This window comes from Azospirillum largimobile, from assembly GCF_977007025.2.
Genome location: NZ_CDRMUA020000004.1, coordinates 278,766 through 298,007, shown reverse-complemented (window position 1 = coordinate 298,007; position 19,242 = coordinate 278,766). Strand labels below are relative to the sequence as shown.

15 protein-coding genes are annotated in these 19,242 nt (G+C 66.1%); 8 read left to right on the top strand and 7 right to left on the bottom strand.

The genetic code is table 11. The annotated features are described in order from the left end of the window. The first annotated feature begins 542 nt into the window (after positions 1-542). Positions 543-1,379 carry a formate/nitrite transporter family protein gene (locus tag ACWPKK_RS22880; RefSeq protein WP_149225819.1) on the top strand — a complete coding sequence of 279 codons (837 nt, stop codon included), beginning with the start codon at positions 543-545 and terminating at the stop codon, positions 1,377-1,379. 87 nt (positions 1,380-1,466) lie between these two features. Further along, the gene (locus tag ACWPKK_RS22875; protein ID WP_452008830.1) at positions 1,467-3,182 is read left to right on the top strand and encodes a protein kinase domain-containing protein; all 1,716 of its coding nucleotides are present in this window, start codon (positions 1,467-1,469) and stop codon (positions 3,180-3,182) included. A 39-nt stretch (positions 3,183-3,221) separates the two neighbouring features. Here the strand turns inward: ACWPKK_RS22875 and ACWPKK_RS22870 are convergent, their stop codons facing one another. Continuing rightward, positions 3,222-3,410, bottom strand: a complete 189-nt coding sequence (locus ACWPKK_RS22870) for a zinc-finger domain-containing protein (RefSeq protein ID WP_149225818.1) — start codon at positions 3,408-3,410, stop codon at positions 3,222-3,224. 179 nt (positions 3,411-3,589) lie between these two features. On the opposite strand from ACWPKK_RS22870, the gene ACWPKK_RS22865 reads away from it, so the two are divergent. From ACWPKK_RS22865 to ACWPKK_RS22855, 3 genes are all read left to right on the top strand, one after another. Further along, on the top strand, positions 3,590-4,588 hold the full coding sequence (locus tag ACWPKK_RS22865) for an ABC transporter ATP-binding protein (protein WP_324864793.1): 999 nt from the start codon (positions 3,590-3,592) through the stop codon (positions 4,586-4,588). Between the two features lie 64 nt (positions 4,589-4,652). Beyond that, positions 4,653-5,570, top strand: coding sequence for an alpha/beta hydrolase (locus ACWPKK_RS22860; RefSeq protein WP_452008826.1), 918 nt, complete (start codon positions 4,653-4,655; stop codon positions 5,568-5,570). A 269-nt stretch (positions 5,571-5,839) separates the two neighbouring features. Continuing rightward, a complete protein-coding gene (locus ACWPKK_RS22855) occupies positions 5,840-6,085 on the top strand; it encodes a hypothetical protein (protein WP_324864789.1) in 246 nt (81 codons plus the stop codon). A 197-nt stretch (positions 6,086-6,282) separates the two neighbouring features. Here ACWPKK_RS22855 and ACWPKK_RS22850 read toward each other — a convergent pair whose 3' ends face one another. After that, the gene (locus ACWPKK_RS22850; RefSeq protein ID WP_452008824.1) at positions 6,283-9,603 is read right to left on the bottom strand and encodes a maltotransferase domain-containing protein; all 3,321 of its coding nucleotides are present in this window, start codon (positions 9,601-9,603) and stop codon (positions 6,283-6,285) included. A gap of 212 nt (positions 9,604-9,815) precedes the next feature. Between ACWPKK_RS22850 and ACWPKK_RS22845 the strand changes: the two genes are divergently transcribed. Next, positions 9,816-10,658, top strand: a complete 843-nt coding sequence (locus ACWPKK_RS22845; protein WP_452008822.1) for a polyphosphate kinase 2 family protein — start codon at positions 9,816-9,818, stop codon at positions 10,656-10,658. A gap of 43 nt (positions 10,659-10,701) precedes the next feature. Here the strand turns inward: ACWPKK_RS22845 and ACWPKK_RS22840 are convergent, their stop codons facing one another. Then, positions 10,702-11,436, bottom strand: a complete 735-nt coding sequence (locus ACWPKK_RS22840) for an aspartate/glutamate racemase family protein (RefSeq protein WP_452008820.1) — start codon at positions 11,434-11,436, stop codon at positions 10,702-10,704. Positions 11,437-11,510: 74 nt separating this feature from the next. Further along, positions 11,511-11,711, bottom strand: coding sequence for a hypothetical protein (locus ACWPKK_RS22835; protein ID WP_452008818.1), 201 nt, complete (start codon positions 11,709-11,711; stop codon positions 11,511-11,513). Positions 11,712-12,032: 321 nt separating this feature from the next. Between ACWPKK_RS22835 and ACWPKK_RS22830 the strand changes: the two genes are divergently transcribed. Next, entirely contained in the window at positions 12,033-13,583 is a 1,551-nt protein-coding gene (locus tag ACWPKK_RS22830) for a hypothetical protein (protein WP_452008815.1), read from the top strand. A gap of 22 nt (positions 13,584-13,605) precedes the next feature. On the opposite strand, the gene ACWPKK_RS22825 is transcribed toward ACWPKK_RS22830, so the two are convergent. The 3 genes from ACWPKK_RS22825 to ACWPKK_RS22815 form a co-directional block, all read right to left on the bottom strand. Continuing rightward, a complete protein-coding gene (locus ACWPKK_RS22825; RefSeq protein WP_452008812.1) occupies positions 13,606-14,349 on the bottom strand; it encodes a LuxR C-terminal-related transcriptional regulator in 744 nt (247 codons plus the stop codon). A 168-nt stretch (positions 14,350-14,517) separates the two neighbouring features. Next, on the bottom strand, positions 14,518-15,849 hold the full coding sequence (locus tag ACWPKK_RS22820; protein WP_452008809.1) for a PAS domain-containing sensor histidine kinase: 1,332 nt from the start codon (positions 15,847-15,849) through the stop codon (positions 14,518-14,520). 241 nt (positions 15,850-16,090) lie between these two features. Continuing rightward, entirely contained in the window at positions 16,091-16,603 is a 513-nt protein-coding gene (locus ACWPKK_RS22815; RefSeq protein WP_324864774.1) for a ferritin-like domain-containing protein, read from the bottom strand. A gap of 315 nt (positions 16,604-16,918) precedes the next feature. Between ACWPKK_RS22815 and ACWPKK_RS22810 the strand changes: the two genes are divergently transcribed. Further along, complete coding sequence (locus tag ACWPKK_RS22810) at positions 16,919-19,228, top strand: FdhF/YdeP family oxidoreductase (protein WP_452008805.1); 2,310 nt, start codon at positions 16,919-16,921, stop codon at positions 19,226-19,228. Positions 19,229-19,242: the final 14 nt, after the last annotated feature.

The window sequence follows — 19,242 nt, the reverse complement described above, 5'->3', positions numbered from 1 at the left end:
CGGCCCGACAACGCCCGTCAAGCGTCATCGGTCATACTGTGGCATAGTACGAAGGGAAAATATAACAAAAAGGTAACCCATCCTGTCCAATGAGCAGGGGTCTTGCCGATGCAAGGAGGCAAGCCATTGATCGGTAAAGGTCATTTGTACGCACTATATTGAAAAACTGAAAGACTTGGCCCCGAGTGGAGGATGGTGCCCCCTGCCCTACGATCACAGTCATTCCTATGCGAATGGCTGATTTTTACTCACCACCGCACAGTGTTTGAGCAATCGCCACAGCCGGCGTCGGCATCGACAATCCACCCGGCTGTGGAAATCGCTCCATTTCCGCGCATTCGGCGGACTGGCATGCCCCGTGCAGGGTTGTCGGCGGCAAGCCAACGGCGGCTTGACCAGCGCGAGGCCAAAGGCTCGGCTCGCACCCAAAACCACACGCAACGCGTCTGCCATTCCCTGGCCCCCGCACCGGACCGGTGCCGCGCGGGTCGGACCCGACGCTGCTTGCCGTTCCTTCAGCACATGTTCCAAGGGGACTTGTCATGTCGTATTTGGTGCCCTCCGAGTTCGTCACCAAAATGGTGGATGCCGGCGAATCCAAGATTTTCATGTCCACCCGCGACACCGTCATCCGGGCCTTCATGGCGGGTGCGATCCTGGCGCTCGCAGCGGTCTTCGCCGTCACGGTCACGGTCCAGACGGGGTTCCCGATCATCGGCGCCATCCTGTTCCCCGTCGGCTTCTGCATGCTGTATCTGCTGGGCTTCGATCTGCTGACGGGCGTGTTCGTGCTGACGCCGCTGGCGCTGATCGACAAGCGGCCCGGCGTGACCGTCGGCGGCATCCTGCGCAACTGGGGGCTGGTCTTCCTCGGCAACTTCCTGGGCGCGCTGACGGTGGCGGTGATGATGTCGATCGTCTTCACCTACGGCTTCTCCACCCCGCCGGACAAGGTCGGCTCGGTCATCTCGCACATCGGGGAAAACCGGACGCTGGGCTACGCGCAGTATGGCGCGGCCGGCATGCTGACCATCTTCCTGCGCGGCGTGCTGTGCAACTGGATGGTCTCCACCGGCGTGGTGGGGGCGATGATCTCCACCTCCGTCAGCGGCAAGGTGATCGCCATGTGGATGCCGATCATGCTGTTCTTCGGCATGACCTTCGAGCATTCGGTGGTGAACATGTTCCTGTTCCCGTCGGCGATGCTGATGGGCGGCAACTTCTCGGTCATGGACTACATGATCTGGAACGAGCTGCCGACCGTGCTCGGCAATCTGGTCGGCGGACTGGCCTTCACCGGCCTGACGCTCTACGCCACCCATGTCCGCACCGCGCCGAAGCGCCGCCTGCAGCAGACCGGTCTGCAGCCGGCCGAGTAAGGCCCCTCTTCCCTCCTACAGTCCTTGAGCGACCCCGGTCCGGATCGGGCCGGGGTTTTCCTTGACGGAACCGGCATTGTGAAAGAGTTGCGGATATCGATCGGCCAATCGTCCGACAAGGGACGGAAGGACGCCAACCAGGACTTTCACGGCGCCCTGATCCCGGTGGCCCCGCTACTGGGGATGAAGGGCATCGCCGTGGCGCTGGCCGACGGCATCAGCAGCAGCCCGGTCAGCCACATCGCCAGCGAATCCGCGGTGAAGAGCTTCCTGACCGACTATTACTGCACGCCGGAAAGCTGGTCGGTGAAGACGGCGGCGCAGCGCGTGCTGGCCGCGACCAATTCCTGGCTGCACGCCCAGAACCGGCGCAGCGAATACCGCTACGACCAGGACCGCGGCTATGCCTGCACGCTGAGCGCGCTTGTGCTGAAATCGGCCACGGCGCACCTGTTCCATGTCGGCGATTCCCGCATCTACCGCATCGCCGGCCGGTCGCTGGAGCAGCTGACCACCGATCACCGGGTGGTCGTCTCGTCGGAGGTCAGCTATCTCGGCCGGGCGATGGGCGTGGCGCCGCATCTGGAGATCGACTACCGCGAGGTGGCAGTGGAGCCGGGCGACGTCTTCCTGCTGGCGACCGACGGTGTCTACGAGCATATCGATGCCGATTTTTTAATCAGCACGATCGCCGAAAACTCGAACGATCTGGACCGGGCGGCGCGACTCGCGGTCGATGAGGCGCTACGGCGCGGCAGTCCGGACAATCTGACGATCCAGATCCTGCGCATCGACGCCGTGCCCGATCCGGATGCCGTCGACCTGTTCCACCGCCTGTCCGACCTTCCGCTGCCGCCCCTGCTGGAGCCGCGGGCGGAGTTCGAGGGTTACCGGATCCTGCGGGAGTTGCACGCCAGCAGCCGCAGCCACGTCTATCTGGCCCAGGATGGCGACGGCGGCCCGGCGGTGGTGCTGAAGATTCCCGCCATCGACCGGCGCGACGACCGCGCGCACCTGCGTCGCTTCCTGATGGAGGAATGGATCGCCCGGCGGGTGAACAGCCCGCATGTGCTGAAACCGCCGCCGCAAAGCCGTCCGCGCCGTCACCTTTATATCGCGACCGAGTATATCGAGGGGCAGACGCTGACTCAGTGGATGCGCGACCATCCCAGTCCCGACCTGCCCGCCGTGCGCGCCATCGTCGAGCAGATCGGCAAGGGGCTGCAGGCCTTCCACCGGCTGGAGATGCTGCACCAGGACCTGCGGCCCGACAACGTGATGATCGACCGCACCGGAACCGTGAAGATCGTCGATTTCGGCTCCGTTCTGGTGCCCGGCATCCTGGAGACCATGCCCGACGCCGACCGCGGTGAAATCCTGGGCACCGTGCAGTACACGGCGCCGGAATATTTCCTGGGGGAAGGCGGGACGCCCGCGTCGGATCTCTATGCGCTGGGGGTGATCGCCTACCAGATGCTGACCGGCCGCCTGCCCTATGGCGGCGATGCGGCGACGGCCACCACGCGGGCGCGCCAGCGCAAGCTGGTCTACCGCACCGCCCTGCACGACGAGCGGGACATTCCCATCTGGCTGGACGAGGTGCTGCGCAAGGCGGTCCATCCGGACCCCGCCAAGCGCTATCAGGAATTGTCGGAGTTCCTGTTCGACCTGCGCCACCCGCGCAAGCATGGCCAGGGCGCGCGGCGCCGGCCGCTGATCGACCGCAACCCGCTGGCCTTCTGGCAGGGGCTGTCGGCGCTGCTGGCGCTTGCCGTGCTGGTCCTGCTGGCCGGCCGCCCGTAACCGGGGCGGCCCGGCCGAAGGCCAGTTAATGCCCTTGGGTCAATGACCGTGGGCGACCTTGGCGCCTTCCTTCAGCTTGTAGATGCGCGAGCAGTAGGGGCATTCCACCTGCCCTTCGCGATCCAGCGTCAGGTAGACCAGCGGATGGCCCAGCGCGCCGCCGCCGCCGTCGCACCCGACGGTCGAGGTTTCAACAAGGATCGTCTCGGTCGGCTGCATGGCAGTCATCCTCTGTTTTGACAGGCGCGCCGGTTCACGCCATCGTGGACACGCCCGCTGTCCGGGCCCCCGTTCAGGGTTCCGCGCGCGCGGGCCGGATGATACCCATCGCGCGCCGCGGATCAACGGGGGAAACCACCGGATCGCCGGGCTTTTTCGCCAACCGCAATCATCATGGTTCAGGATCAATGGCCGCGCCCACCGATACCCCCACGCCCGTCTCGCTCCCGGCCAACGCGGTGGAGCTGCGCGGCCTGACCAAGATCTACCAGCCGACCGGCAAGGCCGGGCCGAAGCATGCGCTGAAGGGCATCGACCTCGCCATTCCGCGCGGATCGCTGTTCGGGCTGCTCGGCCCCAACGGCGCCGGCAAGTCGACGATGATCAACATCCTCGCCGGGCTGGTGAACAAGACCGGCGGCACCGCCAGCATCTGGGGCCACGAGGTGTCGGAGCAGCCGCGCCGCGCCCGCGCCTCCATCGGCGTGGTGCCGCAGGAACTGAACATGGACCCCTTCTTCACCCCGCGCGAAATGCTGGAGCTTCAGGCCGGCCTCTACGGCGTGCCGAAGAAGGAGCGCCGGACGGAGGAGCTGCTGGACGCCGTCGGGCTGGCCGACAAGGCAGATGCCCATGCCCGCTCCCTGTCCGGCGGCATGAAGCGCCGGCTGATGGTGGCGAAGGCGATGGTGCACACCCCGCCGGTGCTGATCCTGGACGAGCCGACCGCCGGCGTGGACGTGGAACTGCGCCGACAGCTCTGGGACTATGTGCGCACGCTGAACAAGTCCGGCACCACGGTGCTGCTGACCACCCACTACCTCCAGGAGGCGGAGGAGTTGTGCGACACCATCGCCATCATCAACCATGGGCAGGTGGTGGCCTGCGAACCGAAGCGGACCCTGCTGCGCCGTGTCGACAACAAGGCGCTGTGCCTGACGCTGGAGCGTGACCTGTCCGCCGCCCCGCCCTCGCTGGAAGGCTACACGGTTGAGTTGCCGGAGCCGCGGCGGATGGTCGTCCGCTACCAGCCCAGCCGGCAGCGCGCGGGCGCCATCCTGTCGGCGCTGGCCGCATCAGGCATCGGGATCATCGATGTCACGACCGAGGAATCGGATCTGGAGGATATATTCCTCCAACTGACGGGTGGTGCACATGGCAACACAGGGGTAGTCCATGCGGCGTAGCGGATTGGCGGCTGTTCTCGGGTTGGGACTTCTGCTTGGCGGCTGTGCCGCGGATTTCCAGCCGATGGGAGCGGCCGTCGTCCAGCCGCAGTTGAATGACAAGGTGCTGATCGCCGCCGACGGCTTCGAACTGCCGATGCGGTCCTGGCTTCCGGCCGACGGCAAGGTGCGGGCCGCCGTCGTGGCCCTGCACGGCTACAACGACTATTCCAACGCCTTCGACGGCGCAGGCCGCGAGTTCGCCACGGCCGGCATCGCCACCTACGCCTACGACCAGCGCGGCTTCGGCGCCACCCGCGACCGCGGCGTGTGGGCCGGCACGCCGACCCTGGTCAGCGACGCCGGCACCGCGGTGGAGATGGTGCGCAAGCGCCATCCCGGCGTGCCGGTCTACCTGATGGGCGAAAGCATGGGCGGTGCGGTGGTGCTCACATCCATGACCGGTCCCAACCCACCCAAGGTCGACGGCACCATCCTTGTGGCTCCCGCGGTCTGGGGCCGGCAGGCGATGGGCTTCTTCCCGCGCGCCGCCCTGTGGGTCACCTACAATCTGGTGCCCGGCATGGTGTTGCACCCGCCACGCGACATGAACATCAAGCCATCCGACAACATCGAGATGCTGCGGGCGCTGGGCCGCGACCCGCTGGTCATCAAGGGCTCGCGCGTCGATGCGCTGGAGGGGCTGACCGACCTGATGGGGGCCGCGCTCGACGCCTGTCAGCAGTTGCAGACGCCGTCGCTGGTGCTCTACGGCGCGCATGAGGAGGTGCTGCCGCCGCGGCCGGTGGAGCGTGCGCTGAAGGACTTCGAGGCCGGCGGCCGGCACGTCGTCGCGGTCTATCCCGACGGCTATCACATGCTGCTGCGCGACCTGAAGGGCGGGCTGGTGGTGAACGACATCGTCGCCTGGATCGGCAACCCGAAGATGCCTCTGGCGAGCGGCGCCGACCGCGCGCCGCGGGCTCTGCTCGCCGCCAAGTGAGAGGCCGTGGGACAAAGCTGCGACATGGTGACATGCTCCGATAGAAAGGTCGGGCAATCGGCTGCCGCCACCATGCCTGGGCACCTCGGTCAGCGCATTGGAAACGCTAATATTATCTGATGCGCCTATCCGAAGGATGCCCCGGCACCATTCGGCTTTGCAGCCAAAGGTATAGTACCCGTTAGGACCAAAGCAACTCTGCCCCTTCCGGCGGTTGAGGGATAAGGTACCGCGCAGGCGGACACCGAATGTCCCCGTTGGGAGGAACCATGCACAGCGTCGAATCCCAGGTTACCCCGTCCGGTGCGGCCCGCGCCGGCGCCACGACGACTGCCCAGACGACCATGACTTCTACCCTGGATGTTCAGGTTATCGCCGACCGCTACGGTTGGACGACGCCGATGGCGCGCTGGTGGATGGCCTTCGCCGCCTCATCAGTGGGCCACAAGCCGGACACCATGATCGCCTTTCTCGACAAGACCGTTGGCGGCGTGACGATGATCCGCCGCCGCTGATCGGTGAGTGGACTGAATTGAAAAAAGCGGCCCTGCGGGGCCGCTTTTTTTGTATCTGGCTGTACTGCAAGGTTAGACCCCCACCTATCCTCCCCCGCAGGGCGGGGGAGGGACTGCCGCCGAACACCGACAAAGCTCCTGTCCCCCTCCCCCGCCCAGCGGGGGAGGGTCGGGGTGGGGGCATCTCAACGAGACCCTCACACCCCCGGCGGCACGATCCGCCAGATCGCCGCGGGGTTGCGGCGGGGGTCCAGCCAGACATGCTGGAACTTGCCGATCCAGGTGAAGCGGTGGCCGCTGAACAGATCCTCCACCTGGACATGGGCGCCGTCCGGCAAGCCCAGTTCCCACAGCGGCACTTCGATGGTCCCGCCATGGCCGTTGTAGGGGTCGAGGTTCACCGCGATCAGGATCACGTTGTCCTTGGCCGCCGTCATCTTGCCGTAGAGCAGGATGTTGTCGTCGAAGGCGTTGTAGAAGCGCAGGTTCGTGAACTGCTGCAGCGCCGGGTTCTCGCGGCGGATGCGGTTGATCGCGGTGACGTAGTCGCGGATGTTGCCGGGCTGGTTCCAATCCCAGTGCCGGATCTCGTACTTCTCTGAGTGGTTGTATTCCTCCTTGCCGGGATAGGCTTCCGCCTCGCACAGCAGGTATGGACCGTACAGGCCGTAGACGCCCGCCAGCGTCGCCGCCAGCACCGCCCGCATCATGTGCGCCGGCCGGCCGCCCTGCGTCAGGATCTTCGGCAGGATGTCGGGGGTGTTGGCGAAGAAGTTGGGACGCATGTACTCCCGCGATTCACCCTGCGTCAGCTCCGTCAGGTACTCGGTCAGCTCCGGCTTGGTGTTGCGCCAGGTGAAGTAGCTGTAGGACTGGGTGAAGCCGACCTTGGCCAATCGCTTCATCAGCTTCGGACGGGTGAAGGCCTCTGCCAGGAACAGGGCGTCGGGATAGCGGTCCTGCACCTCGCGGATCATCCATTCCCAGAAGGGGAAGGGCTTGGTGTGCGGGTTGTCGACGCGGAAGATGCGCACACCCTCCTTACACCACATCAGCACCACGTCGCGCAGCGCGTACCACAGGTCCGGGTAGGACTGGCGGTAGAAGCTGACATTGACGATGTCCTGGTACTTCTTCGGTGGATTCTCGGCGTAGCGGATGGTGCCGTCGGGCCGCCAATAGAACCAGTGCGGATGTTCCTTCACCCAGGGATGGTCGGGGGAGCATTGGACTGCGAAATCCAGCGCGATCTCGATGCCATGGCGCTTGGCCTCGCGGACCAGCCGGCGGAAGCCGTCGAAATCGCCGATCATCGGGTCGATGGCATCGTGCCCGCCCTCCTCCGCGCCGATGGCATAGGGCACGCCGGGATCATCTGGGCCGGGGTTCAGCGTGTTGTTCCTGCCCTTGCGGAAGGCACGGCCGATGGGGTGGATCGGCGGGAAGTACAGCACGTCGAAGCCCATGTCGCGCACCATGGGCAGCAGGTTCACCACGTCGTCGAACGTACCGGGACGCGACGGATCGGGCGACGCCGAGCGCGGGAAGATCTCGAACCACGCCGAGTAGGCGCCGGCGGTGCGATCGACATAGACCTCCAGCTCGCGCACATAGCGGGACTTGTACTGCCGCTCGCCATACAGCGCCATGACGCGGCGCGGCTCGTCCGACAGGGCGTAGTCGATGGCCTCGCGGCCGGCCAGCGACTGCATCCGCTCGATGACCGCCTCAAGCGCGGCGCGCCCGTCACCATGGTTCAGGTCCAACGCCTGCTCGACGAAGCGGCGGCCCTCCACCAATTCCAGGTCGACGACCATGCCGGCATCGACCTTCTTCTTGAAGTCGGCGCGCCAGCTTTCCCAGACGTCGCGCCAGGCCTCGATGCTGTAGGTGTAGCGGGCGTTGCGGGTCAGCGGCACACGGCCGACCCAGCGGTCGTTCTCGTGGAAGCGCATCGGCGCTTCGCTCCACTCGTCATCGCCGTCCGCCTTGTACATGACGGAGGCTGCGAGGACGAAGGTGCCGTCGGTGTAGATGTCGGCCCACACCTCCATCATGTCGCCGACCGCCCGCTTGATGGGGAAGCGGCCGCCGTCCAGCTCCGGATAGACGTTCTCGATAGTCATGCGGCCGGCCGCGATGGAATCCATCCACTCCCGCTCCTCCACGTCGTGGAGTTCGACCGGGTGGCTGCGGGCGGCGCGGGCACGGAAGACGCGCAGTTCCATCGGGCGCAGCATCATCGGCGCGCCGGGTTCCATCGGCAGCGGATCGGCCTCCGGCGTCACATCCTCGAACGCCTCCCAGGTGCCGCCGGTGGCGGCCAGGATCGGGCCGACGTCCAGCGTGTGCGGCCGGTTCTCGTCCGGATTCAGCACCAGGATGGCGCAGCCGTCGGGCTGGTCGAGCGCGGCGCCGTCCACCTGCCGGATCAGCCCCAGCACCGGGCTGTGGGGGGAGGTCACGCGGCGCTGCGGCCCCTCGACGTTCAGGGCGGGGGTTGCGGCCTTCATGGCGTTGACGGCGCCGATGAAGCCGGTCAGGTCGAGCTTCGGCTGCTCCCAATCGGCGGGGCTGGTCCGCACCACGTCCAGCTTGCGGGTGAAGCCGTATTCGTAGCCGACCGGCATCAGCACGCCGGTGGAGAAGCTGGCGGCGAACAGGTAATGCATCTTCAACTGGGCAGCGAGCCTTACCGCGTCCTGGCTGCCGACCTCCGCCGCCAGACGGTCGGTGTCGTGGCTTTCCGGGAAGGCGATGGACGGCGCGATCCAGCGGAATTCGTCATACTGGTCCAGCAGCCAGTCGGCCTTGAAATCCCACCATTTGGCGCTGTTGAACAGGAAGTCGAAGCCGGCACCGCACAGCTCGCGCACCTGTTCCACCGTGCAGCCCAGCGTCTCCGCGAAGAACTTCACCTCCGGATTTACGGCGTGGGCGGCGTCGATCAGGCTCTTCCACACCTCCGCCGGCACCTGATAGGCGGCGTCGCAGCGGAAGCCCTTAACGCCCAGCCCGATGTAATGGCGCAGATAGTCGGACCAGTAGCCGATCAGCCCAGCGCGCGAGTCCGCCCGGTCGTAGTCCAGCGAGGCGAGGTCGCCCCACACCGTGACATGCGCCGTGTTGTTGGGATCGACTGCGCCCGGGCGATGCAGGTCGCCATCCGCGCCGCGCTTGTACCAGTCGGGGTGGCGGTCGACCAGCAGCGCATCGCGGGAGGTGTGGTTGATGACGAAGTCCATCATCACCGACTGGCCGTGCGCCCCGGCATCGGCCGTAAAGCGGCGCAGCAGCTCGTCATCGCTTTCATGCGATCCGCCGCGGAGCGCGTCGTGCAGCCGGTAGGGATCCTTGACGGCATAGAGACTGCCGGAGAAGCCCGGCTGGTGGATCGGGTTCAGGAAGATCCAGTCGAATCCCATCCCCTGGATCCGCGGCAGGTGCCCGGCCCAATCGCGCACGGGACCAGCCAGGGTCGGAAACAGGTTGTAGATGCGCGGTCCGGCGATGCTCATGGAACCCCCTTACTTGGCCTGCTTCTCCGTTGACAGCCCGCCGGTCCCGTTGTGGGATCAACCGTACGGGTTGTACTCCTCTCCCCAGCGGAGGCACCCGGACCGGCGCCACGGCCGGCACATGCCCCCGCCGGTCAACCCGGCGGGGCGGTGAAGGTTCCGCCCGCCGCGCGCGACACACCAACCGAACCCACCAGAACAGGATGCCCCGCATGGCCGAGAAGCCCGGCAAGGTCGCGAAGATCCGCCTCGGTAAACTGGACCAGAACACGACGAGGTACGACAGCGCGGAGGAATACGACCGCCGACTCGGCAAGCTGCAGAAGGAACTGCTGCGCATCCAGCAGACCTATTGGCATGAAAAGCGCCGGGCCATCGTGGTCTTCGAAGGCTGGGATGCCGCCGGCAAGGGCGGGGCAATTCGCCGCATGACCGAGCCGCTCGACCCCCGCGGCTTCCATGTGTGGCCGATCTCCGCCCCCACGGCGGACGAGCAGAGCAAACATTACCTTTACCGCTTCTGGACCAAGCTGCCGGGCGCCGGCACCTTCGCCATCTTCGACCGGTCCTGGTACGGCCGCGTCCTGGTGGAGCGGGTGGAGAAGTTCGCGACCAAGGACCAGTGGCGGCGCGCCTATGACGAGATCAACGAGTTCGAACGGCTGCTGACCGACGACGGCGTGCGCATCGTCAAGCTGTTCCTGCACATCACTCCGGAAGAACAGCTGGAGCGCTTCCGCGAGCGGATGAAGAACCCTTACAAGCGCTGGAAGCTGACGGAGGAGGATCTGCGCAACCGCTCCAAATGGGACGACTACGTCAAGGCGGCGGAGGCGATGTTCGACCGCACCTCCACCCCCCACGCGCCCTGGCATGCGGTGGAGGCGAACTCCAAATGGCATGCCCGCATCAAGGTGCTCGAGACGGTCACCGCCGCCCTGAAGGAGGGCGTCAACATCGCCCCGCCCCCCGTCGACAGCAACGTCGCCAGGATGGCCGCGGAGGTCCTGGGCATCCACCCCGACCTCGCGGGCGTGGGCGGGCAGAACGGGTGACATGCCGAACGGGTAGCCGCACGGACGGCGGTGGATGCTGGCTTTACAGGTTGGAAAGCGCCAGCTCCACCGCGGCCTCGGCGTGGATGGCCGTGGTGTCGTAGAGCGGCACCGGGCTGTCTTCCGGACGGACCAGAAGCATGATTTCCGTGCAGCCGAGGATCACCGCCTCCGCGCCACGCTCGACGAGCCGTGCGATCACGCCGCGGTAGGCCTCCCGCGATGCCTCCTCGATGCGTCCCTGGACCAGTTCGTCGTAGATCACCCGGTGCACGGTGGCGCGGTCCGCATCGTCAGGGACCAGGACCTCCAGCCCATGCTTCTGCACGAGGCGGCCCTTGTAGAAGTCCTGTTCCATCGTGAAGGCGGTGCCCAGCAGGCCGACGCGCCGCAGGCCGGCGGCGCGGATGCGCTCCGCTGTGGGGTCCGCGATGTGCAGCAACGGCAGGCCGATGGCCGCCTGCACCTGATCGGCCATGCGGTGCATGGTGTTGGTGCAGATGACGACGAAGTCGGCCCCTCCCCGCTCCAGCCGCCGGGCGGCGTCGATCATCAGGGCCGTCGCGTCGTCCCAGCGGCCGGCATGCTGGAGCGCCTCGACCTCGGCGAAGTCGAAGGACCACATCAGACAGCGAGCGGAGTGCAGCCCGCCCAAGCGGTCGCGCACCCGCTCGTTGATGATGCGGTAATATTCGGCCGAGCTTTCCCAGCTCATGCCCCCGATGAGGCCGATGACTTTCTGCGACACGCTGTTCCGCTCCGCAACCGACGACGTCATCGGACCTTGCCTGCGACGGAGGAGGCTTGCAACAGGCGGAAAGGCGGTCTTGCCGTACGCAACCGTCCCGGCGGTCAGTAGGCGCCCAGCGAACGGGCGATGGCGGTGAATTCCTCCGCCACCCAGCCTTCGCGCTCGATCAGGTATCCCATCAGCTGCTTCAGTGCCGCTTCGCAAGCCTCCGCACGCTCGGCCTCGGACAGGCCGGCGCCGGCCAGACGGGCGACGACTTCGTCAACGACCTGTTGGGCCTTGCTGGAATCGGCTTGGCTCATGACGGGAAACAACCTGAGGGTGGTGTCGGCGATTTGCTGCGGGACCATGGAGGCGGCCTTTATGCTGGACGCGTTGCCTGTCCGGATAATGGGCTCACAACCACTGCGCGGGAAGACGCGATTTAGCCCTTAAATGAAATAAATTTAGGCAGCATTTGATACAATTCGTTTCAATGTCGATCCGCAGGCGCCGAACGGCCGCGACGTACGCGGCACGGCAGCGATCCGACACAGCTCGACAGAATATGTCACCACATATCAGTAGCAATAATCACTGCTTGTACCTAAAATTGCGTCAATTCAGCAGCGCCCGTGAACGCCATGGCCGGCCGCCCAAACCGCAGCGCCTCCCTTCAGACTGTCGAGATTCACGCTGCCGAACCCGATCCGGCGGCCGTCAGCCTCGACAAGGTCAAGGCGATCCTGGCCCCGCTCGACCGCGCGCAGAAATCCAAGTTGTTCGAACTGGTGCAGGCCGGGCATCTGGAAGACGACCAGATGACGGTGGAGATCGGCCGCCTGATCGTCGCCATGCTGAACGGACCGCGCACCGAACATGCCCGCCGCATCTGGACCGGATGGTTCGACCCGGTGATGCTGCGCACCGATGCGCTGATGCTGGCGGAAACGCGGCCACCCGGCTGCATGCATGTGGTCGATGCCAGCGCCTGGTGGTTCGCCCTGCTGCCGCACCTGCGCGAGTTGGCCGGCCGGGTGCAGACCGACATCGCCGCGCGGGCCAGCGAGCATCCGCTCGATGCCGTCCTCGCCTCCCCCGCCGCGGCGGAGTGGGCGGAGGAGCTTCGCGTCCGTTCCCTTGCGGTTCTGCGCCAGCGCGGCGGGGCCGGCACGCTGCTGGCGACAGCCAATGCCGAGCGGATCACCCTGCTGCGCAAGCGCGGCCTGGCCAGCGTGGCGCCGCTGTCGATGGGCGATCTGGCGATGCTGGACGCGATGCTGGAGCACGCGCCGCTGTGGCGCGGCGCGGTGCGCCCGCGCGACACCATCGGCATCCTTCACGCCGTGTCGGAGATGGCGCAGCATGCCGGAACGCCGGATGGTGCCCTGTTCTACGCCCTGTCCCTGGTGAACGGGTCGCGCGATCCCGACCAGGCGCTGGCTCTCTACGGCCTGTTCCCGAACTCGCCGCTGGTGGAGGCGGCGGTGGGCCATGTCCAGTTCGCCTGGCAATGCCTGCGCCAGAAGCTGGAGGATCTCCATCTCGGCCGCCCTGCCCCGCCGCAGCTGACCGCAGGCGAGACGGTGGACCGACTGCAGGAACGCGCCTTCCGCTGGTACGACGCGCTGCAGAGTTTCGGGGTGGAGCGCGGCAGCCGGAACTGGGCCGCGGTGTCCGCCGCCGTCGGCCGCGTCACCGGTCTGGTGGAAGGAGAGGTGGTGCCGGTGCTGAGCCATCGCCTGCTGACCCTCAACGCCAGCGCGTCGGCCCGCCCGCTGATCGAACCGGTGCGCTTCATCAACGGCTTCAATCACCGGCTGCGCCGCCGCGGCATCGCCGCCTCGACCAACCCCTGGCTGACCGCCATCGGCGAGCATCTGGCCGGCCTGTTCCGCCAGATCGGCAGCTATGGGCGCGACGACGCGCTGTCCGTCATGGCCGACCTGTGCGAACTCGCGGAGGAGACCGGCTACCCCATCGAGATCACCGCCATCGACAAGACCCTGCTGGCCATCGTCGAGCAGGCGTTGCGTGACGGCCGTGAACTCAATACCGGGGAAAACCGGCTGATCGAGCGCGTGGTGACCGTCGCGACGGAAGAGCGGCGCAAATGCCGCTGGTGGGTGTCGGGCGAACTGATCAGCCTGCTGGACGCCGCCCAGCAGCGCGGGATCGGCCCCGCCGCTTCATAAGGGCGGCGCTATCGGCGGCGGATCAGGACTGCAGCTTGATACCTGCCCGAACGGTGGCAAGCGCCAGCTGGGTGCGGTTGCGCACGCCCAACCGCTGCATCACCGTGCGCAGATGCACCTTGATCGTCCCCTCCAGCACGCCCAGGGCACGGGCGATCTCCTTGTTCGACTGACCTTCCAGCAGCAGCCGCAGCACCTCGCGCTGGCGGTCGGTCAGGCCGTTGACGGCGTCGATCTCGGTCTTCACCGGCGCCGATGCGGCCATGGCGATGCGCACAGGTCGGCCGTCGCGCGCTCCCGGCGGCGCCGGGGCGAAGATGCCGCCGTCCAGCACAATGGGAAGCGCCTGGTCCAGCACCACCCCTTCACAGCCCTTGTGGACGAAGCCGCGGGCTCCGGCACGGATGCAGGACGCGATGACGGTGCCGTCGGTCGCCCCCGACACCACGATCAGCGGCACGTCGCCTGCCGCCTCCAGCATATCGGCAAGGCCGCTGTGCTCGTCGCTGTCGCCCATCTGCAGGTCGTAGAGAATGGCGGTGAGGTCGCTTTCGGCGCGGGCCTTGCGCATCGCCTCGGCCAGCGATCCCGCCTCCACGATCACCGCCCCTTCATAGCGCTGCTTCAACGCCAGCGACAACCCGGACCGGACGAGGGCATGGTCGTCGACGATCAGGAACTTGAAAGGATCATCCGACGTGACCCGGCGGTCGGACACCGGCTCCTGCTCCGCGGAGCCATGGACATGCTGTGCGTGTTGATCCACGTTTGTTCCCCTTCCTTCGCGCAAAGTGCCGACACCCGCCGGGCTGCACAGCAACCTTGGTATCAACCTGGCAACAGGATGAACCATCCCTTCGGTTAACCTGAAGGTGCATAGGGATAGGCATCACACACACGGAAGGAGCCGAGGCGGCGTGAAGACACCGCCGCTTCAGCTGGCTCGTCCCGCCCGCGACCGGCCACGACCGGTACCGTGCTTCGGTGCAAGCGGAACAGTCACCGAAAAGACGGAACCACGCCCCGGCCATGACCGGACGCCGACCTCATGGTTCAGTTGGCGGGCCAGCCGTGACACGATGGCCAGACCAAGCCCGACGCCGCGCCTTTGGTCCCGGTCACGGTTGTCGAGCTGCCGGAACTCATCGAAAATCGATTTCAGGTTATGCGCGTCGATGCCGGGGCCGGTGTCCCACACCTCGATGCGCAGCTGACTGCCACCCTCGGCGTCGCGGCACGGGCGGCAGCCCAGGAGAATACCGCCAGCCGTGGTGTATTTCAGCGCGTTGGCGACGAGGTTCCGCAGGATGCGCTCCAGAAGCTGGGCGTCGCTGAGCACGACCGCGGCGCAGGAAATCGCACGGAACCGAAGCCCGCGCATTTCCGCCTGGAGCAAGAATTCGTTATGGATAAGATCCAGCATGACCGGCATCGGCACCGGCTCGATGGTTGGTTCGAGCACGCCGGCGTCGAGCCTTGCGGTATCCAGCATACCGTCCAGCAGAGTGCGGATCGAGACATGCGCAGCCAGTAGCCCGCCGAGAATTGGACGTTCGGCCTCCCCTATACGGTGGCGCAACACATCCAGAAACAGTCCCATCGACATGACCGGCTGACGCAGGTCGTGGCTGGCCGAGGCGAGCAGCCGGAGCTTCTCAGCGTCGGCGGCTTGAATGCGGCTCAACTCCTCCCTGGTGCGGGACAGAGCCGCATTCGCCTCTTCCAGCTGCTCCAGTGCGGCGCGCAGCTTCCCGTCCATCGCGCGCGGCCCCAGACGTTCCTGCACCTCTTCCAACGGAGTGGATACGGCCTTGTGGCGTTCGGCCGGGGCTTGCGGGATTGTCGATGGCGAATGATCCTCCTTCAGGTCATCCGCAAGGCATATAAAGTGATCGGCTTCGTCGGTGGGGCCAATGAGTGGAGTGATCATCAGGGTACACAGATACTCGCTTCCGTCCTTGCGGCGGTTGACGAGGGTGGCGCGGGCGAATTGACCATCGTGCAGATCGCGCTTGATGGTGGCCGTCACCGCAGGATCGGTGCGGGAGCATTGCAAAAGACGAGGCGACCGGCCGATCACTTCGTCCGCCCGGTAGCCGGTAAGGCGGGTGAAGGCCCTGTTCACATAACGGATGGTGGGACCGGGTGCCGTCAGATTGCAATCCGTCACGATGACCGCGTGGTCTAGCCGGTCCCAGACCGGCTGAACGATCAACGGCTTTGCGCTGCGAGCGCGCTTCGCTCCTGATCCATGCACATCCGCCATGACACCATGGCCCTTCCACCCTACCGATGATACACGGTGCGCCAAACCTGCTGCTCAAGCTATCAAATAATATTGGGTATAAATTATTCATACCCGACAATGTTGCGGCCAGGTTATTCGAGGCAGAAATTCCGCTCTCTAAACCGGAGGTCAAGCGGACCAGCGAACGGAAGAAGCGCTGATTTGCAAAAAGGGCCGCCGGGAACCGGACCGCATGGCCCGGCCCCCGGCACCCGGCTGGTCAACGCTTGGCTTCGGCGGGCGCCCCGGCTTCCTGGCGCGTCAGGAAGGTTTCGGTGACCTGCGGCAGGCGCTGCTCCAGCCAGGAGGCCATCTCGATCTCCTCGTCCAAGCTCTGCTGGAGCGTGCGGGCGATCTCCGGCTCGCCGGCCCGGTTGGCGGCGGCGATCAGGGCGCGGTAGTTGGCGATCTCGAAATGCTCGAAGGCATAGTTGAAGATTCCGGCCTTCACGATCTCGTCGTCGGCGAACACGCCCGACAGCGACTGCGCATTGCCGATCAGCATGCCGACGCCGGTCTTGATCGAGGAGGTGCTGCTGCCGAGCGACTGCAGGCACTGGCTCAGCCGTTCCGCCTGACGGTTGGAAACGTCAATATGCTCCTGGGCCTTCGCCAGCATCTCCGGATAGTTCTTGATGCGGTCGACCTGACGCTCAAGCATCTCGACCGCCTGGCTTTCCATGGCGTGGGCATCGCGCAGCCACGCGATCAGGTTGTCTTTGGCGTTGGGCATGGATGGTTCTCCACTGACCTGAGGATTTCTTTCCGAGGGCTTTTCCCCGGAGGCCACCGCGACCATTGCGGCCGCCTGTCCCCTTCGCCAACAGGACCGGCGCGGCTCCATTACGCCCGGCCCCCGCTCAACGGAAGGCTTATATCGTCGTGGTAGCGTGGGCCTGAGGGGTGGGGACGCTCCGACCGCGCGGCGCTACGGCGGAACCTGTCGCCATCCGGCCGGTTGGATTTAACCGGAAGGCCGGCGGCCACGCCGCTTCCAAAGATCATGCCCGGCCTGACCTTAAGACCAATCCGCTGAAAGACCCGCGCCATGAGCATCGACGGACTGTCGGACGACGAGAACACCCCGCATTACGACGCGCCCGCCGGCGGCTGGGGCTCGGTCGGCTCCATGGCCCGGATCATGGGAGAGGAGCGGCCGACACCTGCAGTACTCGACACGCTGCGCCGGCAGAACAAGCCCGGCGGCTTCATGTGCGTATCCTGCGCCTGGGGCAAGCCGGCCGAACCGCACACCTTCGAGTTCTGCGAGAACGGCGCCAAGGCGACGATCTGGGAACTGACCAGCCGGCGCTGCACGCCGGAGTTCTTTGCCGAACATACGGTCAGTGCACTGAAGGGCTGGAAGGACCACGACCTGGAACAGCAGGGGCGGCTGACCCACCCCATGCGCTACGACCGCGCCACCGACCGCTATGTGCCCTGCGGCTGGGAGGAAGCCTTCGCCGCCATCGGTGCGGAACTGCGCGCCATCGCCCCGGAGCAGGCGGTCTTCTACGCCTCCGGCCGCGCCAGCCTGGAGACCTCCTACCTGTACGCGCTGTTCGCGCGGCTGTACGGGCACAACAACCTGCCCGACAGCTCCAACATGTGCCACGAGACGACCTCTGTCGGCCTGAAGAAGGTGATCGGATCGCCGGTCGGCAACTGCGTGCTGGACGATTTCGACAGCTGCAACGCCATCTTCTTCTTCGGCCAGAACACCGGGTCCAACAGCCCGCGCCTTCTCCACCCGCTGCAGCAGGCGGTGAAGCGCGGCGCGAAGATCGTCACCTTCAATCCCGTGCGCGAAAAGGGCCTGGAGACCTTCCGCAATCCGCAGAGCCCGCTGGAGATGCTGACCGGCAAGGACACGCAAATCTCGACGCTCTATTTCCAGGTCAAGGCCGGCGGCGACATCGCCGCGATCACCGGCCTGATCAAGCATGTGCTGGCCGCCGAGGATGCGCGTTGGACCAGCCGGAAGCGGCATGTCATCGACCCCGACTTCATCGCGCAGCACACCGTCGGCTTCGAAGAGATGAAGACGCGGGTGGAGGCCATCGGCTGGGACGAGATCGAACGGGAATCCGGCCTGACCCGTGAAGACCTGAAGCAGGCCGCAGACATCTACATCGATGCCGACCGTTCCATCGCCATGTACGGCATGGGCCTGACCCAGCATGTGCGGGGCTCCGAATCGCTGGCAGCCCTGGTGAACCTGTGGCTGCTGAAGGGCAACATCGGGCGCGACGGCACCGGCGTCTCGCCGGTCCGCGGCCATTCCAACGTCCAGGGTCAGCGCACCGTCGGCATTTCCGAAAAGCCGGAGCTGGTGCCGCTCGACCGGCTGGCCGGACAGTTCGGTTTCGAGCCGCCGCGCAAGGAAGGGCTGAACACCGTCAAGGCCTGCGAGAAGATCCTGTCGGGCGAGGTCAAGGCCTTCATCGGACTGGGCGGCAACTTCGTCCGCGCGATTCCGGAGCGCGACCGGATGGAGGCGGCATGGCCCCGCATGCGCCTGACCGTCCAGATCGCGACCAAGCTGAACCGCAGCCACCTGATCAACGGCGAGGTCGCCTTTCTGCTGCCCTGCCTCGGCCGCTCGGAAGAGGACTTGCAGAAAAGCGGCGCCCAGGCGGTGACGATGGAGGACAGCCTGAGCTGCATCCACGGTTCGCTCGGCAACAACACGCCTGCCAGCCCCGATCTGAAATCGGAGGTCGCCATCGTCGCCGGCATGGCCAAGGCGACCCTGCCGCCGAACCCGAAGGTCAAGTGGGACGAATGGGTGGCCGACTATCGCCGCATCCGTGCCCTGATCGAAGAGACCTATCCCGACCAGTTCCACCGCTTCAACGAACGGGTCTTCACGCCGGGCGGCTTCTATCGCGGCAATCCCGCGCGCGAACGGATCTGGAAGACCCCGTCGGGCAAGGCCCACTTCACTCCGCCGGGGCACCTGCGCGCGATCGGGTTCGAAGACGCGCCGGGCCGCTTCCGGCTGATCACCATGCGCTCCAACGACCAGTTCAACACCACGATCTACGGCTATTCCGACCGGCTGCGCGGGATCGAGGGCACGCGCGACGTGCTGCTGATGAACCCGGCCGACATCGCCGCGGCCGGGCTGTGGGAGGGGCAGGTGGTCGGGCTTGCCGGCGATGCCGGCGACGGAGTCGACCGGCGGGTGAACGGGCTGACGGTCACGCCCTTCCGTCTGCCGCGCGGCTGCGTCGGTTCCTATTATCCGGAGATGAACCCGCTGATCCCGCTCTGGTACCATGACGAGGCCTCGGAGACCCCCGCCGCCAAGGGCGTTCCGGTTCGCATCGTCACCGACCCGCCGGCACGCCCCTGACCGAACAAGCGCTG